The organism is Azospirillum formosense, assembly GCF_040500525.1.
GTDB classification, from domain to species: domain Bacteria; phylum Pseudomonadota; class Alphaproteobacteria; order Azospirillales; family Azospirillaceae; genus Azospirillum; species Azospirillum formosense_A.
Genome location: NZ_CP159402.1, coordinates 1,992,910 through 2,012,650 on the forward strand (window position 1 = coordinate 1,992,910; position 19,741 = coordinate 2,012,650).

Below are 19,741 nucleotides of genomic sequence, written 5' to 3' on the forward strand. Positions count from 1 at the left end.
CCAACCTAAGCGGCAACCTTCAGAACGGCCGGAAGGCTGTCCAGCACGGCGTTCACAGCCCCCGCCCCATCCTCGAACGCCTCCAGCGCCAGCGAAACCTGGGAGGGCCGCGGCAGATCGAAGGTGATGGCGAACTCCCCGCCGTCGCGCTCCATCGTTCCGCCGAAGCGGCGCGACAGGGCGCGCATGCGGGTGTTGTCGGACAGGCACATCAGGTGGACCTGCCGGATGCCCCGGTTGGCTGCGATGGACAGCGAGCGGCGGACCAGGGTGGAGCCGACGCCCCGCCCCTGAAACCCCGTCTCGACGCTGATCGCCAGTTCCGCGGCACCCGGCCACAGCAGCCGGTCGAAGCACAGCTCCACCGCGCCGCGCAGTTCGCCGCGGTCGAACAGGCCGAGCAGCGTGGTCCGCGTCCAGTCGAGCGACTCGCAATGCTTGATAATGACGTCGTCGGAGACGGTGCCGGTGAAGCGGGCGTAGCGGTCCGCCTTGTCCAGCCCCAGCAGATGCGCGCGGTATTGGCCGCGCTCGGTGGGGAGAAGCTTGCGGATGGCGGACATGGGGGGACTCGTGGCGCTGGTGATTCGGGACATCGCACCGCTTCGCGTCGTCCGCTTCCCCATCGGCGGCCCGGATCGGCCGTCCTCTTTTGTTGCGGCGCAACATGGAGAAGACGGGAACCAAGGGCAAGCCCCCCTGGCAACGACGGCACAACTCTGTTGCAGCGCAGCAACATCCCGCCCCGCCGGAAAATCCCAAACCTCCAACGGATGAAAAGGGCGCGGAGCGCGAAGATGCTGGTAATCAACGAAAAAGTATGGGGCCGGTTGGCGCGGTGCCGGACTGCCGGTATGCTGCTCCCTCGGGCGAAAGGCGGATAAAAATGAGCATCTGGGGCAGCGTCCTGGGCGGGGCGGCCGGTTTCACCATCGGCGGCCCGATCGGGGGCCTGATCGGCTTGGCCGCCGGCTACGCCGTGGGGCGCGGCATTCGCGGCCTGTGCGGCCCGGCGGACGCCACCAAGTCCATCGCCTTTACCATCGGCGTGATCGCCCTGTCGGCGAAGATGGCCCGCGCCGACGGCGTGGTGAAGCGGGTGGAGGTGGACACCTTCAAGCGCCTGTTCCGCGTCCCGCCGGAGGAGCTGGACACGGTGGGCCACGTCTTCGACCTCGCCCGCAAGGACACCCACGGCTTCGAGGAATACGCCCAGCAGATTGCCGGCCTGTTCGAGGACCGCCGCGCCGTCTTGGAGGAACTGCTCGACAGCCTGCTGGCCATCGCCGAGGCCGACGACGAGCTGCACGAGACCGAAGTCGAGTATCTGCGCACGGTCGCCCACATTTTCGGCTTCACCGACGAGGAGTTCGAGCGCATCGTCGCCGGCCACCACATCGCCGGCACGCCCAACGAGACCGATCCCTACGGCGTGCTCGGCGTCTCCCGCCGGGCCAGCGACGAGGCGATCAAGGCCGCGCACCGCCGTCTGGTGCGCGAGCATCACCCGGACGTGCTGATCGCCCAGGGCATGCCCCAGGAGTTCGTGGATCTGGCGACGCAGAAGGTCGCCGCCATCAACGCCGCCTTCGACCGGATCGAGAAGGAGCGCGGGCGCGGGTGAGAGGTGGTTTCGTCGCCCCCTCCCCATCTCCCCCCGCTTCGCAGGGGGAGGAGCCATTCCGTCCCCTGCGAAGCGGGGGGAGGGTTCGGGTGGGGGCCCGACGGAACCACGCCTTCGTCCCTCCCGACGCATCCCCGCCCCGGCGCAATCGGGTGTCGCGGGCCTGCGGACCGCACGCTATATAAGCACACCTCCGCACACCGTATCGTTGGGTCATGGCTCCTCCCGCTCCGATCACCGCGCTCCAGGGCGTGTCCGTCACCTTCGGTGGCCGTCCGCTGTTCGAAACGATTGACCTGTCCATCGGGCGGGGCGACAAGGCCTGCCTGGTCGGGCGGAACGGGTCCGGCAAATCGACGCTGATGAAGGTCCTGGCCGGCATGATCCAGCCGGACGGCGGCACCGTCTTCACCCAGCCCGGCGCCCGCATCGCCTATCTGCCGCAGGAGCCGGACTTCACCGGCTGCGCCACCGTCCACGACTACGTCGCCGCCGGCCTGCCCGCCGACGAGCGGGACGAGGCGCACCGGGTGGACGCCGTGCTGGACCGGCTCCAGGTGCCGGGCCATCTCGACCCCAGCACGCTGTCGGGCGGCGAGGCGCGGCGCACGGCGCTGGCCCGCACGCTGGTCGGCGCCCCCGACGTGATGCTGCTGGACGAGCCGACCAACCACCTCGACCTCCCCACCATCGAGTGGCTGGAGGAGGAGCTGCTGGCCTACCGCGGCGGCCTGCTGCTGATCTCGCACGACCGCAGCTTCCTGAACCGGCTGGCCAAGCGCACGCTGTGGCTGGACCGCGGCACGGTGCGCGCCACCGACCGCGGCTTCGCCGAGTTCGAGACCTGGCAGGCCGAGGTCTTCGAGTCGGAGGAGATCGCCGCCCAGAAGCTCGACCGCAAGATCGAAGGCGAGATGAAGTGGCTGCGCGAGGGCATCTCGGCCCGGCGCACCCGCAACATGGGCCGCGTGCGCGCCCTGCTCCAGCTCCGCACCGACCGCGCCGAGCGCATCAAGGGCGGCCAGCAGGCCAAGCTCGCCGTCGCCGAGGCCGAGCGCGGCGGCCGTCTGGTCATCGAGGCGGATCGCATCTCGAAGGGCTTCGACACGGCGGACGGCCGCAAGACCATCGTCAACGACTTCTCCACCCGCATCCTGCGCGGCGACCGGGTCGGGCTGATCGGGCCGAACGGCGCCGGCAAGACCACGCTGCTGAAGATGCTGACCGGCCAGATGGAGCCCGACAGCGGCACGATCCGGCTGGGCACCAACATGGAAACCGCCTATTTCGACCAGCGACGCGAAGGGCTGGACCCCGAGGACACCATCCGCAAGGTGCTGTGCCCCTTCGGCGGCGACAGCGTGATGGTCAACGGCCAGCCGCGCCACGTCGCCGGCTACATGCGCGACTTCCTGTTCGACACGCGCCAGCTCGACAGCCCGGTCAAGGCGCTGTCGGGCGGCGAGCGCAACCGGCTGCTGCTCGCCCGGCTGTTCGCGCGGCCCAGCAACATGATGATCCTCGACGAGCCGACCAACGACCTCGACATGGACACGCTGGACCTGCTGGAGGACGTGCTCGGCGACTATCAGGGCACGCTGCTGCTGGTCAGCCACGACCGCGACTTCCTCGACCGGCTGGTCACCAGCACCATCGCGGTGGAGGGGGACGGGGTGATCGCCGAGTATCCCGGCGGCTATTCCGACTATCTGGTGCAGCGCCCGCCGCCCAAGGAAAAGGCCGCCGCCCCGGCCAAGGCGAAGCCCGCCGCCGCCCCGGCGGCCGCCAAGCCGAAGGGCAAGCTGAGCTACAAGGACCAGCGCGAGCTGGACGACCTGCCCGCCCGCATGGACAAGCTGACCGCCGAGGTGGCGAAGCTCGAAGCGGCGCTGGCCGACCCCGACTTGTTCGCCCGCGACGCCGCCAAGTTCCAGAAGACGTCCGATCAGTTGCAGGCGAAACAAAATGAGCTGGCCGCCGCCGAGGAGCGCTGGCTGGAGCTGGAGGCCCTGCGCGAGGAGCTGGAAGGCGGCCGCGGATGAGTCTGCGCGACTCGCTGCTGGCGCTCCTGGTCATGGCGACCTGGGGCCTGAACTTCGTCGTCGCCAAATGGGGTCTGGCCGAGTTTCCGCCGCTGTTCATCATGGCGCTGCGCTTCATCGCCGTGGCGGCGCTGATCCTGCCCTTCAAGCGCATCCCCTGGAGCGCGGTGCGGCCCATCGCGATCCTGTCGGTGACGCTGGGGACCGTGCATTTCCCGCTGATGTTCACCGGGCTGAACGGCATCGACGCGGCCACCGCCTCGCTGGCCGCGCAGGCGCAGGTGCCCTTCTCCTCCCTGCTGGCCGCCCTGATCTTCAAGGACAAGCTGGGCTGGCGCCGGGCCATCGGCATGGCCGCGGCCTTCGCCGGCGTCGCGGTGATCGCGGGCGAGCCGCGGCTGTCCGGATCGCTGGTGCCGCTGTTCATGATCCTCGGCGCCAGCTTCGCCTTCGCCGTCGCCAGCATCCAGATGAAGATGATCGTCGGGGTGGACGGCTTCGCGCTGAACGGCTGGATGGCGCTGTTCGCCGCCCCGCAGCTCCTTCTGCTCTCCTTCCTGTTCGAGGAGGGGCAGATGGCCGCGCTCACCGACGCCACCCTCTGGGGCTGGGGCGCCATCGCCTACATGGCCGTGGGCGTGACGATCGGCGCCTATGGGATGTGGTACCCGCTGCTGCGCAAATACTCGGTCAACCAGACCATGCCCTTCCTGCTGACCGTGCCGGTCTTCGGCGTGCTGGCGGGCGTTCTGCTGATGGACGATCCCTTCACGCTGCGGCTGGTCCTGGGCGGGCTGTTGACCGTGGGCGGCATGGCCGTCATCGTCAAGCGGCGCCCGACGGCGCTGGCGGAGAAGGTGACGAATCCGACCTGAGGACACCATGATGCGCACGGGCATCGGATGCATCGACCGCCCCTCCCCCAACCACGGGCCGCGGCCCGACGGCGTGGGGGTGGAACTGCTGATACTCCACTACACGGGAATGCCCACCGCCGAGTCGGCACTGAGCCGGCTGTGCGATCCCGCCGCGCAGGTCAGCGCCCATTACACAGTGGACGAGGATGGCGCCGTCCACGCCCATGTGCCGGAGGACCGGCGCGCCTGGCACGCGGGCCTGTCCTCCTGGCGGGGGCGGGCCGACGTCAACAGCCGCTCCATCGGAATCGAGATCGTCAATCCGGGGCACGAGTTCGGCTACCGCCCCTTCCCCGCCGTCCAGATGGCCGCGGTGGCCGATCTCTGCCTGGACATCATGGGGCGTCATGGAATCGCGCCGGCCGATGTGCTCGGCCACAGCGACATCGCGCCCGCCCGCAAGGAGGACCCCGGCGAGCTGTTCGACTGGCCGGGTCTGGCCGCCCGCGGAATCGGGCTGTGGCCCGAGCCCACCCCGGCGGACGACCTGGCGAGCGACTCGGCGGATTCCGCGGAGGATGTGATGGCGCTTCTGGGACGCTATGGGTACGACACCGCCGAATCGCGGGTCCTGCTGTCCTTCCAGCGTCATTTCCACCCCGAGCGCCTCACCGGGGAGCCCGACCCGGAGACGCTGCGCCGGCTGCGCGCGCTGCTGCGGATGACCGGCCGCTGAGATTCCGAATCGCTCCCGAACACCGTTGCGATTCGAACGGCAACTCTGTACACAGTGCCGCGCCAGATGGCCGGATGGCCGCCTTCGACCTCATGGATCGGGGGAGGAAAGTCCGGGCTCCACGGAAACACGGTGCCGGCTAACGGCCGGCGGGGGCGACCCTAGGGAAAGTGCCACAGAGAGCAGACCGCCACCGGCCTCGTGCCGGCGGTAAGGGTGAAAGGGTGCGGTAAGAGCGCACCGCGCGCCTGGCAACAGGGGCGGCACGGTAAACCCCACCGGGAGCAAGACCGAATAGGGGCGGCACGGCCCGCCATCTCTCAGGAGATGGTCTGGGGCCAAGCGCGTTTCCGCGCCGCCGCCCGGGTTGGTTGCGTGAGGCGCCGGGCAACCGGCGTCCCAGATGAATGGCCATCCATCAGGGTAACCTGAGGACAAAACCCGGCTTACAGGCCATCTGGCGTTTATCCCCACCACCTCCGGACAACGGACCACCCCTTTTCCGCGGCGCGGGACTGGGATGGCGCCCCCTTGTCCACAGATGTCCCCAGCTTCATCCACAGCCGGTGGATAACTGTGGGGCAAATTCCCATGCCGTCCCATGCCACGCCTCGGCAGGTTACCCCGGCAGGCTATACCATTCGTAGGATGCGATTCGCCTTTATGGAAAGCCACATGGTGGGAACCATTTGCGGGACTCGCGGAACATCCTGCGAACTCTGTGGGGCAACCCCGCGTAATCGCTCATTAGCGCGCTGGTATATTGCCGATTCTCGCCGATTCCGTTCACCTATTTGCACGCTGGCAACACATCGCCCCAAAAGTCTTGACAGCACCATATGAATACTGGAGGGGGCGTTGACGCCCAAACTGTCCCATGCTATCCCATGAAAGCCCAGTTCGGAGGGGGAACTACCCAACCAAGGTAGCCAAACCGGGCGCGTTCAGCGGCAAGAGCGGATAGGGCTTCGCGACGGCGAAGTCCGGCAACGGGATAAGGGGGGCGTTCGTCAGGCCGATGGCCATTTTCCTGTCCACATACGTCAACAAAGTTGACAGGAAAGGCCGCTGCTCCATCCCGGCGCAGTTCCGGCAGTCGCTTGCCAAGACGTCGGCCCCCGGCACCGTTTACCTCTGGCCTTCGCTGAATCATCAGGCGCTGGAAGGCGCCGATCAGGATTATCTCGACGTGCTGTCCGAAAGCCTGGAATCCCCCGATCTGGATTCGGACGAGCGCGACATGATCGAGACCTTCATCTTCGGCAAGCTGATCCCCGTCTCGCTGGACACCGAAGGCCGAATCGTCCTGCCCAAGGAACTCGCCGAATTCGCCGGAATCGACGAGGAAGCCGCCTTCATCGGCCGCCGCAAGACCTTCCAGATCTGGGAGCCCGGCGCCCTGAAGGCCCATGAACAGACGCTGCGCGACCAGGTCGTGCGCAAGGACATTTCGCTGAGCCAGATCGTCGCCAAGGCGTCCCGCGCGGCCGCCGGCCGGGGAGGGGAGGGCGCATGATCGTGAAGCCCCCTGCCCCCGCTCCCGTCTCCGCCACCCCGGCCTCCCCGCACATCTCCGTCCTGCTGAACGAGGTCGTGGACGCGCTCTCCCCGCGCGACGGCGGCGTCTATGTGGACGGCACCTTCGGCGCCGGCGGCTACTCCCGCGCGATTCTCGATCGGGCCGACTGCCGGGTCTGGGGGATCGACCGCGACCCCGAGGCCATCGAGCGCGGCCATCAACTCGCCCTCGCCTACCCAGGTCGGCTGGCGATCGTCGAAGGCCGGTTCGGCGACATGGACCGGCTGCTCGCCGAGCACGGCGTCGAATCGGTGGACGGCGTGGCGCTGGACATCGGCGTCTCCTCCCCGCAGATCGACGAGCCGGAGCGCGGCTTCTCCTTCCGATTCGACGGCCCGCTCGACATGCGGATGGGACGCGATGGGCCGACCGCCGCCGATGTGGTGAACACCGCCACCGAGGCCGAGCTGGCCGACATCGTCTTCCATTACGGCGAGGAGCGCATGGCCCGCCGCGTGGCCCGCGCCATCGTCGCTGCGCGGCTGGACACCCCCTTCGCCCGCACCAAGCAGCTGGCCGACGTGGTGCGGTCGGTGGTGCCGAAGGGGAAGGGCGACGCCATCGACCCGGCGACCCGCACCTTCCAGGCGCTGCGCATCCATGTGAACGACGAGCTGGGCGAGCTGCGCCGCGGCCTCGCCGCCGCCGAATCGCTGCTGAAGCCCGGCGGCCGCCTCGCCGTCGTCTCCTTCCATTCGCTGGAGGACCGGGAAGTGAAGACGTTCCTCAAGGAACGCTCCTCGCCCCCGCCCTCCCCGTCCCGACACGCGCCGAGCCTTGCGGCGGACGCGCGTTCCCCATCCTTCCGGCTCCTGTCGCGCAAGCCCATCGTGCCGACGGACCAGGAAGCCCACGGCAACCCACGCGCGCGCTCTGCCCGGCTGCGCGCGGCTGAACGCACGGCGGCGCCGGCTTACCCGGCGCCCGGCAAGGAGGCGGCATGAAATACAAATCCGCACTTTTCTGGGGTGGCCTGATCGCCGCCGCCGGCTTCGTCCTGTTCGAGACCAGCTACGAGGTTCAGGAGCTGGAGGAAAAGCTGGGCTCGCTCAACCGCAAGATCATGGTGGAGCAGGAGGCCATCCAGGTCCTCAAGGCCGAGTGGAGCTTCCTCAACGACCCGACCCGTCTCGAGAATCTGTCGCGCGAGCATCTGGCGCTGCAGCCGACCGAGGCGCGCCAGTTCGTGGCGATGAACATCGTCCCGATGCGCCCCTCCCCCACCGTCGCGCCGGAGGAGGCTCCGCTGCCGCCGATGGTCCGCAACCAGACGCCGGGCAAGGCGCCGAACGTGGCGACGGCCTCGACCGGGGACAGCGTCGTGGGCGGCGGCGCCATCGTGCAGGGCGGCCCCCAGGGCGGCGTCATCATTCCGGCCTCGGCCTCGCCGATCAAGCCGGCCCCGATCAAGCCCTCGGCCATCGTGCCGGCCTCGGCCAAGGCCCCGCCGCTTCCGTCCGCCGCCAAGTCGGCGCCGGCGCCCGTGGTGACGACCCGGCCGACGGAGGTCGCCACCAAGCCGCCGGTCACCGCGCGGACGCTGGCTCCGCCGCCCGCGGCCCGTCCGCAGCCGCAGCAGGCCGGCCTCCAGGCCGCCCCGCCCGCGGCCGCCCCGGCCCAGCATGACAGCATCGGTCTTCTCGTCGCCCGTCTCGGAGCCAATCGATGAGCGTTCCGCCGCCCGGCATCGATCCCGCGCACGGCGCCTACAGCGTCCCGCCCCCGGCTTCCAAGCCGCGGACGACGCTGTCGGTCGCGCTGGAGCAGAGCCGGAACCGGTTGATGGTGACCGCGGCCATGGTCGCCGTGGTCTTCTCCGCCATCGGCGTGAAGCTGGTGGACGCGACGCTGTTCAACCACGCGGCGGAACCGCGCCCGCGCATGGCCGCGGAGGTCGACGCCCCGCCGGTCAACCGCGCCGACATCGTGGACCGCAACGGCAACCTGCTGGCGACCTCGCTCGCCACGCAGTCGCTCTACGCCGACCCGAAGCTGATCAGCCGGCCGGACGAGGTGGCGCGCAAGCTGACCACCGCCCTGCCGGAGCTGGACTACAAGGACCTGCTGACCAAGCTCAGCGGCGACAAGCGGTTCGTCTGGATCAAGCGCAACCTGACGCCCAAGCAGCAGGCGGCGGTGTTCCGGCTGGGCCTGCCCGGCGTCTATTTCGAACGGGAGGAGCGCCGCTTCTACCCGGCCTCCAACCTGACCTCGCATCTGGTCGGCTTCACCGGCGTGGACAACAACGGCCTCGCCGGGCTGGAGCAGCAGTTCAACAAGCGGCTGACCACCGACCCGAAGCCGCTGCAGCTTTCGATCGACCTGCGCCTTCAGCACATCATGAAGAAGGAACTGCAGGCGACGATCGAGGAGTTCAGCGCCATCGGCGCCACCGGCATCGTTTACGATGTGCGGAACGGCGAAGTCCTGTCGATGGTGTCGCTGCCCGACTTCGACCCGCACAACCCCACGGGGCTCGACCCGGACACGCTGTTCAACCGCGCGACGCTCGGCGTGTACGAGATGGGCTCCACCTTCAAGATCTTCAACACGGCGATGTCGCTGGATTCGGGCAAGATCCGCGTGTCCGACACCTTCGACACCATCAACAACATCAAGGTCGGCCGCTTCACGATCCGCGAGTTCCACGCGTTCAAACACAACCTGACCGTGGCGGAGGTGTTCCAGGAATCGTCGAACCTCGGCTCGGTGCGCATGGCGCTGACGCTCGGCGTGCAGCACCAGAAGTCCTTCATGACCAAGCTGGGGATGACCCGCCCGACCTCGCTGGAGCTGCCGGAGAACGGCTGGCCGCTGGTGCCCAACCCGTGGCGGGAGGTCAACGCGATGACCATCTCCTTCGGCCACGGCATGTCGGTCAGCCCGATGCACACGGTCAACGCCGCGGCCTCGATCATCAACGGCGGCGTGCTGCACCCGCCGACCCTGCTGAAGCGCGACCCCGCGGTCGAGGTCCCGGGCGAGCAGGTCATCAGCCCGAAGACCTCGGCGCTGATGCGCCGCCTGTTCCGCTTCGTGGTCACCGACGGTACGGCGAAGTCGGCCAACGCCAAGGGCTACGTCGTCGGCGGCAAGACCGGCACGGCGGACAAGCAGAAGGGCCGGAGCTACGCCCGGAACTCGCGCATGTCGTCGTTCCTCGGCGCCTTCCCGATGCACGACCCCCGCTACATCGTCTATGTCCTGGTCGATGAGCCGAAGGGCACCAAAAAGACCTACGGCTTCGCCACCGGCGGCTGGGTCGCCGCCCCGGCGGTCGGCCGGATCGTCAAGCAGATCGGCCCGCTGCTGGGCGTCCAGCCGGTGGACGAGACCTCCCCCGAGATCATCAACGCCACCTACATCAACGCCGCCGGTCAGACGACCCCGCCCGCACCGCCGCCTCCGCCCGCGCAACCGAAAGGCAGCACCGTTGCTTCTGTCCCACCTGCTGGCAACAAGCCGCGCTGACGCGACGTCCTCCTCCGTCGAGGGGTCCGCCGTCGAAGTGCCAGCCGTCGACGTGACCGGGTTGACCGCGGACAGCCGCGCGGTCAGGCCCGGTTTCGTCTTTGCCGCCCTGCCCGGGGCGAAGGCGGACGGGCGCGCCTTCATCGCCGACGCGCTGGCCAAGGGCGCCGTCGCGGTGGTGGCGCCCATCGGGACCGTCCTGCCCGCCGGCAGCGCCGCGACGCTGCTCGCGGACGAGCAGCCGCGCCGCCTCTTCGCGCGCCTCGCCGCCGCCTTCCACGGGCGGCAGCCGGACACCGTGGTCGCCGTGACGGGCACCAACGGCAAGACCTCCACCGTGCAGTTCGCCAGCCAGATATGGGACCTGATGGGCCTGAAGGCGGCCAGCCTGGGCACGCTGGGGCTGATCGGGCCGGGGCTCGACGATTACGGCGGGATGACCACGCCGGACCCGGTGTCGCTCCACCGCGACCTCGCCGCCGTCAAGGACAAGGGGATCGAGCATCTGGCGATGGAGGCGTCCAGCCACGGGCTGGAGCAGTTCCGACTGGATGGCGTGGTCCTCAAGGCCGCGGGCTTCACCAACCTGACCCGCGACCATCTGGATTACCACGGCACGATGGAAGCCTACCTCCGGGCCAAGGCGATGCTGTTCGGACGGGTGTTGCCCGATGGGGGAACCGCCGTCCTGAACGCCGACAGCGGCACCTTCGCCGAACTTGCCGGGATTTGTTCACAGCGCGGTCACCGCGTCTTCGGATACGGTCTGGCCGGTCGCGAGATCCGGGTGAACGGGGTCGAGCCGCTGGCCCACGGCCAGCGCCTGGACCTGACGGTCCTGGGCCGCGACATCACCGTGGACCTGCCGCTGGCGGGCCGCTTCCAGGCGTGGAACGTGCTGTGCGCGCTCGGCCTGGTGATCGGCTCCGGCGCGGACCGCGACGAGGCTCTGGCCACCCTGACCCGCCTGGAAGGCGTGCCGGGGCGCCTGCAGCACGTCGCCACCCACCCCTGCGGGGCGGCGGTCTATGTCGATTTCGCCCACACGCCCGACGCGCTGGAAACGGTGCTGCTGGCGCTGAAGCAGCACGCCCGGAACCGCCTGATCGCGGTGTTCGGGTGCGGCGGCGACCGCGACCGCGGGAAGCGGCCGGTGATGGGGGAGCTGGCCGGCCGTCTGGCCGACCGCGCCATCGTCACCGACGACAACCCGCGCACCGAGGTGCCGGCGGCCATCCGCGAGGAGGTCCTGGCGGGCCACCCGGCCCTGGAGGAGATCGGCGACCGGCGCGAGGCCATCCGCGCCGCCGTCCGCAGCCTCCGGCCCGGTGACGTCCTGGTCATCGCCGGCAAGGGACATGAGCATGGTCAGATCGTCGGGACGGAGGTCCTTCCCTTCGACGACGCGACCGAGGCACGAGCCGCCGTGGCAGAGGTTGGAGCAGCATGAGCGAGGCCAAGACCGTCCTGTGGACCGCCGAGGACGCCGCCGCCGCCACCAGCGGTCAGGCGACGCGCCCCTGGGCGGCGACCGGGGTCAGCATCGACAGCCGCAAGGTGGCGCCGGGCGACCTGTTCGTCGCCATCAAGGGGCCGAACTTCGACGGGCACGACTTCGTCGCCAAGGCGCTGGAGGCCGGCGCCGCCGCGGCGCTGGTCAGCACCGTGCCGCCGGGCGTGCCGGGCGACGCCTCCCTTCTGGCGGTGGAGCAGGACACGCTGGCGGCGCTGGGCGATCTCGGCCACGTCGCGCGGCTGCGCACCCAGGCCAGGGTGGTGGGCGTCACCGGCTCGGTCGGCAAGACCAGCACCAAGGAGGCGCTGCGCCACGTCCTGTCGGCGCAGGGCCGCACCTTCGCCACCGAAGGCAGCCTGAACAACCATTGGGGCGTGCCCCTGTCGCTGGCCCGCATGCCGGAGGACAGCGAGTTCGGCGTGTTCGAGCTGGGCATGAACCACGCCGGGGAACTCGGCCCCCTGTCGCGGCAGGTCATGCCCGACGTCGCGGTCATCACCACGGTCGAGGCGGCGCATCTGGAGTTCTTCGACTCCGTGGAGGCGATCGCCGACGCCAAGGCCGAGATCTTCGAGGGCATGAACCCCAACGGGGTCGCCGTCCTCAACCGGGACAACCCGCATTTCGCGCGCCTTCTGGCCGCCGCGCGCACCCAGGGGCTGAGCCGCATCTGGAGCTTCGGCTCCCGCGCCGACGCCGACGCGCGTCTGGTGGACTGCTCCCTGCACGCCACCTGCAGCGCCGTCACCGCGGTCATCCGGGGCGAGCGCATCCAGTACTGCCTGGCCTTGCCCGGCCAGCACTGGGTGATGAACAGCCTCGCCGTTCTGCTGGCGGTTAAGGCGCTGGGCGCCGACGTCGCCGCGGCGGCCCGCGCGCTGTCCACCATCGCGCCGGTGAAGGGCCGCGGCACGCGCAAGCGCGTCCAGGCCGCCCGGGGCGCCTTCACCCTGATCGACGAGAGCTACAACGCCAGCCCCGCCGCCATGACCGCGACCTTCGCGGTGCTCGGCAAGATCGACCCCGGCGCGGGCGGGCGGCGCCTCGCCGTGCTGGGCGACATGCGGGAGTTGGGCGAGCGCGCCGATGCCCTGCACGCCGCGCTGGCCGAACCGCTGCGCGCCGCGCGTGTGGACGCGGTCTATGCCTGCGGCCCGCACATGCGCGCCCTGTTCGACCGTCTGCCCGCCGCCATGCGCGGCGCCTGGACGGAAACCAGCGCCGAACTGGCCCCCCTCCTGGCCGGCGCGGTGCGCGGCGGCGACGTGGTGCTGATCAAGGGTTCGCTGGGCAGCCGCATGGCGACGGTGGTGGACGCCCTGTCCGCCCTGGACACCAAAGACGACAAACAAACCGACAAGAACAACAACGGCACCTCCCCCGCGGCTGACACGGATCAGGCCGCGGCGCAGGGCCACAAAGGCTGACCGCTCCACGATGCTCTACAACCTGCTCTTCCCCCTGGCGGACGTCTTCACGCCGTTCAACCTGTTCCGGTATCTGACCTTCCGGACGGGGGGCGCGGTGCTGACGGCGCTCGTCATCAGCTTCGTGTTCTTTCCGCGCCTGATCGCGTGGCTGAAGCGCAAGCAGGGCGAGGGCCAGCCGATCCGCTCCGACGGGCCGGAAAGCCATATGAAGAAGAAGGGCACGCCCACCATGGGCGGCCTGATGATCCTGATCGCCGTGTCGATCAGCACGCTGCTGTGGGTGGACCTGACCAACGCCTACACCTGGATCGTGCTGCTGGTGACGATCGGCTACGGGCTGATCGGCTTCGGCGACGATTACCTGAAGCTGACCAAGCGCAACACCAAGGGCCTGTCGGGCCGCTTCCGCCTGACCTGGGAAATCATCATCGGCGTCTCCGCCGCCGCCGCCATCATGTATGTGTCGGCGCCGCCGCTGTCCGGCGGCCTGGCCGTGCCCTTCGTGAAGGATTTCCTGATCCAGCTTTCCTGGTTCTTCATCCCGGTCGGCGCCTTCGTCATGGTCGGCGCCTCGAACGCGGTGAACCTGACCGACGGGCTGGATGGGCTGGCCATCGTGCCGACGATGATCGCGGCGGGCTGCTTCGGCCTGATCGCCTACCTCACCGGCAACGCGATCTTCGCCAACTACCTCCAGATTCACCATGTGCCCGGTGCTGGTGAGCTTGCCGTTTTCTGCGGGGCTCTGGTCGGTGCGGGGATCGGTTTCCTCTGGTACAACGCGCCCCCCGCCATGGTCTTCATGGGCGACACCGGCTCGCTGGCCCTCGGCGGCGCGCTGGGAGCCGTCAGCGTGGTCACCAAGCACGAGATCGTGCTGGCGATCATCGGCGGCCTGTTCGTGCTGGAGACCGTGTCGGTGATCGTCCAGGTCGCCTCGTTCAAGCTGACCGGAAAGCGGGTGTTCCGCATGGCGCCTCTGCACCATCACTTCGAGAAGAAGGGATGGGCGGAGTCCACCGTGGTCATCCGCTTCTGGATCATCGCCTCCATCCTGGCCCTCGTCGGCCTGTCCACGCTGAAGCTCCGCTGAGGGTCGCCGCCCGATGATCAACCTGTTCTACATGGAAGGGCTGCCGGTGGCGGTCATGGGGCTTGGCAAGTCGGGCCTCGCCACGGCGGAGGCGCTCGCGCAGAGCGGCGCCGAGGTCTGGGTGTGGGACGACAACGAAGCCAGCCGCGCGGACGCGCTGAGCAAGGGCTACAAGGTCGTCGACCTGACCACGGCGGACCTGACCGAGCTGACCACCATCGTCTGGTCGCCGGGCATCCCGCACACCCACCCGAAGCCGCACCCGGTGGCCCTGCGCGCCCGCGCCGCGAACATCGAGCTGGTCTGCGACATCGAGCTGCTGGCCCGGTCGGAGCGCGATTCGGCCTACATCGGCATCACCGGCACCAACGGGAAGTCCACCACCACGACCCTGATCGGCCATGTGATGGAGGCCGCCGGGCGGCGCATCGCGGTCGGCGGCAACCTGGGCACGCCGGCGCTGACCTTCCCCTCCGTCGGGGCCGGCGGCAGCTACGTGCTGGAGATGTCGAGCTACCAGCTCGAGCTGACCTATTCGATCACCTTCGACGTGGCGGTGCTGCTCAACATCACGCCGGACCATCTGGCCCGCCACGGCGGCATGGACGGCTACGTCGCCGCGAAGAAGCTGATCTTCCACCGCCAGACCAAGCCGCGCACCGCGGTGATCGGCGTGGACGACCCGACCTGCCGGGCGATCTGGGAGGAGCTGAAGGCCAAGGGCGACCAGGTGATCTGGCCGGTCTCCGCCCTGGGTCCGGTCTCCGGCGGCGTCTACGCCGCGGACGGCTGGCTGGTCGACGACACCTTCGGCGCGGCGGAGCGCGTGGCCGAGCTGGCCGCCTTCCCGGCGCTGCTCGGCACGCACAACTGGCAGAACGCCGCCGCGGCCTTCGCGGCCTGCAAGGCGGCGGGCGTGCCGACCCCGGCCATCGTCGCCGCCATGACCACCTTCCCCGGCTTGGCCCACCGCCAGCAGCTGGTGCGGACCATCGACGGCGTGCGCTTCGTCAACGACAGCAAGGCGACCAACGCCGACGCGACGGAAAAGGCGCTGGCGACCTTCGACCCGATCTACTGGATCCTCGGCGGCCAGGCGAAGGAGACCGGGCTCGACGGGCTGGAGGCCTACGCGCCGCGCGTCCGCCACGCCTTCCTGATCGGCGAGGCGTCGGACCGTTTCGCGGCGTGGCTGGAGGCCAACAAGGTCCCGCACACCCGCTGCGGCACGCTGGACGTGGCGGTCAACGCCGCGGCGGAGCTGGCGCTGGCCGAGGCGCTGCCCGGCGCCTGCGTGCTGCTGTCGCCGGCCTGCGCCTCCTGGGACCAGTTCGCGAATTTCGAGAAGCGCGGCGAGGCCTTCGCCGACGCCGTGAACCGCCTCGAAGGCAACGCCGTTCCGGGGGACCGCGCCTGATGATGACCTTCGACCGCACCGACCAATCCATCTTCGGCCGCTGGTGGTGGACGGTCGACCGCTGGCAGCTCGCCGCGCTGGCGGTGCTGATGGCGCTCGGCACGGTCCTGATCACCGCGGCCAGCCCGCCGGTGGCGGAGCGCATCGGCATCCAGGACACCTTCTACTTCGTCGAACGCCACCTGATGATGCTGATCCCCAGCGTCGCCATCATGTGCGGCGTCTCGCTGCTCAGCCCGCGCGGCGTGCGGCGGGCGGCGCTGGCGGTCTTCCTGATCTCGGTGGCTCTGGTCTACGCGACGCTGGTGGTCGGCGTCGAGATCAAGGGCGCGCGGCGCTGGATCCACGTCCCCGGCCTGTCGATCCAGCCGTCGGAGTTCGTGAAGCCGGCCTTCGCGGTGGTCGGGGCGTGGCTGTTCTCGCTGTCGCGCACCAACCCCGGCTTTCCCGGAACGATCCTGTCGATCCTGCTCTACGGCCTCACCGTCGGCGGCCTGCTGCTCCAGCCCGACCTGGGCATGACGGTGGTGGTGTCGGCGGTGTGGTTCTCCCAGTTTTTCCTGGCCGGCCTCAACATCATGCTCGTCGGCGGCCTGGGCGTGCTGGGCGTCGCCGGCCTCATCGGCGCCTATTTCACGCTGCCGCACGTCCACAGCCGCATCAACCGCTTCCTCGACCCGTCGAGCGGCGACACCTATCAGGTCAGCCGCTCGCTGGAGGCCTTCGCCAACGGCGGGCTGATGGGCACCGGTCCCGGCCAGGGAACGGTGAAGTACTCGCTGCCGGACAGCCACGCCGACTTCATCTTCGCCGTCGCCGGCGAGGAGATGGGGCTGATCTTCTGCCTGATCATCATCCTGCTGTTCGCCTTCATCGTGCTGCGCGGCTTCGCGCGGGTGTTCAACGACACCAACTACTTCGTGCTGCTGGCGGCGAGCGGCCTGCTGATCCAGTTCGGCCTGCAGGCGGCGATCAACATGGGCTCCGCCCTGCATCTGATGCCGACCAAGGGCATGACGCTTCCCTTCATCTCCTACGGCGGCTCCTCGCTGCTGGCGCTGGGCTTCGGCATGGGCATGGTGCTGGCGCTGACCCGCAAACGCTTCGGCCCGGCGGAGTGACGACGATGGCCGACACCACGCAACGCCCCGCCCTCCAAAAGCCGATTATCCTCGCCGCCGGCGGCACCGGCGGGCACTTCTTCCCAGCGGAAGCGCTGGCGCGCGAGCTGCTGGCCCGCGGCGAGGCGGTGGCGCTGGTCACCGACAAGCGCGGCCAGGCCTTCGGCGACAGCCTGCCGGAGGTGACGGTCCACCGCATCCGCTCCGCCGCGCCGGGCGGCAATCTGCTGGCCAAGATGAACGCGGCGTGGCAGATGGGCCTCGGCCTGCTCGGCGCCAACGCGCTGATGCGCCACCTGAAGCCGGCGGCCGTCGTCGGCTTCGGCGGCTACCCCTCCGTCCCCACGGTCTACGCCGCCGCGCAAGCGCGTGTGCCGGTGATGCTGCACGAGCAGAACGCCGTGCTGGGCCGCGCCAACCGGATGCTCGCCGCCGCCGCCCGCCGCATCGCCGTCGCCTTCCCCGAGGTCGCCTCGGTGAAGGCGGAGCACCGTCCGCGCCTCGTCCGCACCGGCAACCCGGTCCGCCCGGCGATCGCCGCTCAGCGCGACGCCGCCTACGCCGTTCCCGCCCCCGGCGGCCCCGTCCGCATCCTGGTGATGGGCGGCAGCCAGGGCGCCCGCGTCTTCTCCGAAGTGATCCCCGAGGCGCTGGGCCGCCTTCCCGCCGATCTCCGCGCCCGCATCCATCTGGCGCAGCAGTGCCGGCCCGAGGATCTGGAAGCCGCGCGCGCCGCCTACGCCGGCATGGGTCTCGGCGGGCTGGAACTGGAGAGCTTCTTCCGCGACGTGCCGGACCGGCTGGCCGCCTGCCACCTCGCCGTCACGCGGGCCGGCGCCTCGACCATCGCCGAGTTGACCTGCATCGGGCGCCCCGCCATCCTCGTGCCATATCCCCATGCCATGGACGACCACCAGACGGCCAACGCGCGGCAGCTCGCCGCCGCCGGAGCCGCCTGGGTGATGGCGCAGCCGGACTTCACCGCCGACGCGCTCGCCGCCCGCCTGACGGAACTGCTGGGGTCGCCGGATGCCTTGACCGCCGCGGCCCGGGCCGCCCACGGCTGGGGCATGGCCGACGCCGCCCGCCGGCTGGCCGACGCCGTGCTCGACATGATCGCCAACCCCAACCACGCCCGAACCAAGGAAGCCGCGGAATGAACAAGGCAACGCGCAGCACCATCGCACGCCCCCGCTCGTCCCGGCCCCCCTCGTCCCGGCCTCTGGGAGACTGGCCGGCGGACATGACGCGGACCGAGGGCGCCTGGAGCAACCGGCCCGACTGCCCGCTGCTGCCGCGCGCCGGCGCCGGCTTCCTGCGCGACCGCCTGCACGTCACGATCGGTTCCCAGCCCCTTCCCTACGGCCTGTCCGACATGGCCGTGGACGCCACCCTCAGCCTGATGCTCCGCCGCGGAAAGTAATCCAGACATGCGCGCCCTCCCCCTCTCGATCGGCACCATCCATTTCGTCGGCATCGGCGGCATCGGCATGAGCGGCATCGCCGAAGTGCTGCGCAACCTCGGCTACACCGTCCAGGGCTCCGACCTGGCGGAGAGCGCCAACGTCAAGCGCCTGCGCGGGCTGGGCATCCAGATCAGCATCGGCCACCGCGCGGAGAACATCGCCGGGGCCGCGGTCGTCGTCGTCTCCTCCGCCGTCAAGCGCGACAACCCGGAGGTCGTCGCCGCCCGCGCCGCCCTGGTCCCGGTGGTCCGCCGCGCCGAGATGCTCGGCGAGCTGATGCGCCTGAAATGGGCCATCGCCATCGGCGGCACCCACGGCAAGACCACGACCACCTCGATGGTCGGCAACATGCTGGAGCACGCCAACCTCGACCCCACGGTGATCAACGGCGGCATCATCAACGCCTACGGCACCAACACGCGGCTGGGCTCCGGCGACTGGATGGTCGTCGAGGCGGACGAGAGCGACGGCACCTTCATCAAGCTGCCGGCCTGCATCGCCGTGGTCACCAACATGGACCCGGAGCATCTGGACTATTACGGCACCTTCGACAACATGCGGGCTGCCTTCGACAGCTTCGTCCAGAACATCCCCTTCTACGGCTTCGCCGCGCTCTGCATCGACCATCCCGAGGTGCAGGCGATGATCCCGCGCGTGTCGGACCGCCGCATCATCACCTACGGCTTCAGCCCGCAGGCCGACGTGCGCGCCGTGAACATGCGGCTGGGCACCGAGGGCGCGGAGTACGACGTGGTGATCGACGACCGCCACACCGGGGAGAGCCGGACGATCATCGGCGTCCGCCTGCCGATGTACGGGCCGCACAACGTCCAGAACTCGCTGGCCTGCTTCGCGGTGGGCAACGAGATGGGCCTGCCCGACGTGGTGATGCGCGACAGCATGGCGAAGTTCCAGGGCGTCAAGCGCCGCTTCACCAAGACCGGCGAGTCGAACGGCATCACCGTGATCGACGATTACGGCCACCACCCGGTGGAGATCGCCGCCGTCCTGAAGGCCGCGCGCACCGCCGGCACCGGCCGCACCATCGCCGTCGTCCAGCCGCACCGCTATTCGCGCCTCGCCAACCTGTTCGAGGAGTTCTGCACCTGCTTCAACGACGCCGACGCGGTGATCGTGGCCGACGTCTACGCCGCCGGTGAGCAGCCGATCGAGAACGTCAACCGCGACAGCCTCGTCGAGGGCCTGCGCATGCACGGCCACCGCCAGGTGCTCGCCCTGCACGGCCCGGACGAGCTGCCGCAGCTGGTCCGCGAGATCGCGCGGCCCGGCGACCTCGTGGTCTGCCTGGGCGCCGGCAACATCACCCAATGGGCCAACGCCCTGCCGGGCGAGCTGGACAAGCTGTCGGGCAAGGCGTGACGGGTTCTC

Annotated in this window: 17 protein-coding genes and 1 other RNA gene; 17 read left to right on the forward strand and 1 reads right to left on the reverse strand. The window is 69.7% G+C overall.

Features of this window, described 5'->3' with window-relative positions; translation table 11 throughout:
* Positions 1 to 5: 5 nt before the first annotated feature.
* Positions 6 to 563, reverse strand: a complete 558-nt coding sequence (locus ABVN73_RS09540) for a GNAT family N-acetyltransferase (RefSeq protein WP_353857781.1) — start codon at positions 561 to 563, stop codon at positions 6 to 8.
* 323 nt (positions 564 to 886) lie between these two features.
* Between ABVN73_RS09540 and ABVN73_RS09545 the strand changes: the two genes are divergently transcribed.
* The 17 genes from ABVN73_RS09545 to murC all read left to right on the forward strand — a co-directional run bounded on the left by ABVN73_RS09545 (position 887) and on the right by murC (position 19,732).
* Positions 887 to 1,624: a TerB family tellurite resistance protein gene (locus tag ABVN73_RS09545; RefSeq protein WP_353857782.1), complete on the forward strand. Its 738-nt coding sequence runs from the start codon at positions 887 to 889 to the stop codon at positions 1,622 to 1,624.
* 215 nt (positions 1,625 to 1,839) lie between these two features.
* The gene (locus ABVN73_RS09550) at positions 1,840 to 3,666 is read left to right on the forward strand and encodes an ATP-binding cassette domain-containing protein (protein ID WP_353857783.1); all 1,827 of its coding nucleotides are present in this window, start codon (positions 1,840 to 1,842) and stop codon (positions 3,664 to 3,666) included.
* A complete protein-coding gene (locus tag ABVN73_RS09555; protein ID WP_353857784.1) occupies positions 3,663 to 4,541 on the forward strand; it encodes an EamA family transporter in 879 nt (292 codons plus the stop codon). The genes ABVN73_RS09550 and ABVN73_RS09555 overlap by 4 nt, the downstream gene beginning before the upstream one ends.
* 7 nt (positions 4,542 to 4,548) lie before the next feature.
* Entirely contained in the window at positions 4,549 to 5,259 is a 711-nt protein-coding gene (locus ABVN73_RS09560; RefSeq protein ID WP_353857785.1) for an N-acetylmuramoyl-L-alanine amidase, read from the forward strand.
* Positions 5,260 to 5,321: 62 nt separating this feature from the next.
* Positions 5,322 to 5,724, forward strand: an RNA gene (gene rnpB / locus ABVN73_RS09565) — RNase P RNA component class A.
* A 553-nt stretch (positions 5,725 to 6,277) separates the two neighbouring features.
* Positions 6,278 to 6,775: an MraZ family transcriptional regulator gene (locus ABVN73_RS09570; RefSeq protein WP_038526524.1), complete on the forward strand. Its 498-nt coding sequence runs from the start codon at positions 6,278 to 6,280 to the stop codon at positions 6,773 to 6,775.
* The gene (gene rsmH, locus ABVN73_RS09575; RefSeq protein WP_353857786.1) at positions 6,772 to 7,782 is read left to right on the forward strand and encodes a 16S rRNA (cytosine(1402)-N(4))-methyltransferase RsmH; all 1,011 of its coding nucleotides are present in this window, start codon (positions 6,772 to 6,774) and stop codon (positions 7,780 to 7,782) included. The genes ABVN73_RS09570 and rsmH overlap by 4 nt, the downstream gene beginning before the upstream one ends.
* Complete coding sequence (locus ABVN73_RS09580; RefSeq protein ID WP_353857787.1) at positions 7,779 to 8,507, forward strand: hypothetical protein; 729 nt, start codon at positions 7,779 to 7,781, stop codon at positions 8,505 to 8,507. The genes rsmH and ABVN73_RS09580 overlap by 4 nt, the downstream gene beginning before the upstream one ends.
* On the forward strand, positions 8,504 to 10,309 hold the full coding sequence (locus ABVN73_RS09585; RefSeq protein WP_353857788.1) for a penicillin-binding protein 2: 1,806 nt from the start codon (positions 8,504 to 8,506) through the stop codon (positions 10,307 to 10,309). The genes ABVN73_RS09580 and ABVN73_RS09585 overlap by 4 nt, the downstream gene beginning before the upstream one ends.
* A gap of 37 nt (positions 10,310 to 10,346) precedes the next feature.
* Positions 10,347 to 11,759 carry a UDP-N-acetylmuramoyl-L-alanyl-D-glutamate--2,6-diaminopimelate ligase gene (locus ABVN73_RS09590; RefSeq protein WP_353857789.1) on the forward strand — a complete coding sequence of 471 codons (1,413 nt, stop codon included), beginning with the start codon at positions 10,347 to 10,349 and terminating at the stop codon, positions 11,757 to 11,759.
* Positions 11,756 to 13,252, forward strand: coding sequence for a UDP-N-acetylmuramoylalanyl-D-glutamyl-2,6-diaminopimelate--D-alanyl-D-alanine ligase (locus ABVN73_RS09595; RefSeq protein ID WP_353857790.1), 1,497 nt, complete (start codon positions 11,756 to 11,758; stop codon positions 13,250 to 13,252). The genes ABVN73_RS09590 and ABVN73_RS09595 overlap by 4 nt, the downstream gene beginning before the upstream one ends.
* Before the next feature lie 10 nt (positions 13,253 to 13,262).
* A complete protein-coding gene (gene mraY, locus ABVN73_RS09600; protein ID WP_014241218.1) occupies positions 13,263 to 14,348 on the forward strand; it encodes a phospho-N-acetylmuramoyl-pentapeptide-transferase in 1,086 nt (361 codons plus the stop codon).
* Positions 14,349 to 14,361: 13 nt separating this feature from the next.
* Complete coding sequence (murD, locus tag ABVN73_RS09605; protein ID WP_353857791.1) at positions 14,362 to 15,765, forward strand: UDP-N-acetylmuramoyl-L-alanine--D-glutamate ligase; 1,404 nt, start codon at positions 14,362 to 14,364, stop codon at positions 15,763 to 15,765.
* Positions 15,765 to 16,886, forward strand: a complete 1,122-nt coding sequence (gene ftsW / locus ABVN73_RS09610; protein ID WP_353857792.1) for a putative lipid II flippase FtsW — start codon at positions 15,765 to 15,767, stop codon at positions 16,884 to 16,886. The genes murD and ftsW overlap by 1 nt, the downstream gene beginning before the upstream one ends.
* A gap of 5 nt (positions 16,887 to 16,891) precedes the next feature.
* Positions 16,892 to 18,046: an undecaprenyldiphospho-muramoylpentapeptide beta-N-acetylglucosaminyltransferase gene (gene murG / locus ABVN73_RS09615; protein WP_353857793.1), complete on the forward strand. Its 1,155-nt coding sequence runs from the start codon at positions 16,892 to 16,894 to the stop codon at positions 18,044 to 18,046.
* Positions 18,047 to 18,129: 83 nt separating this feature from the next.
* Positions 18,130 to 18,309: a hypothetical protein gene (locus tag ABVN73_RS09620; RefSeq protein ID WP_353857794.1), complete on the forward strand. Its 180-nt coding sequence runs from the start codon at positions 18,130 to 18,132 to the stop codon at positions 18,307 to 18,309.
* Between the two features lie 7 nt (positions 18,310 to 18,316).
* Positions 18,317 to 19,732, forward strand: coding sequence for a UDP-N-acetylmuramate--L-alanine ligase (gene murC, locus ABVN73_RS09625; RefSeq protein WP_353857795.1), 1,416 nt, complete (start codon positions 18,317 to 18,319; stop codon positions 19,730 to 19,732).
* Positions 19,733 to 19,741 lie beyond the last annotated feature (9 nt).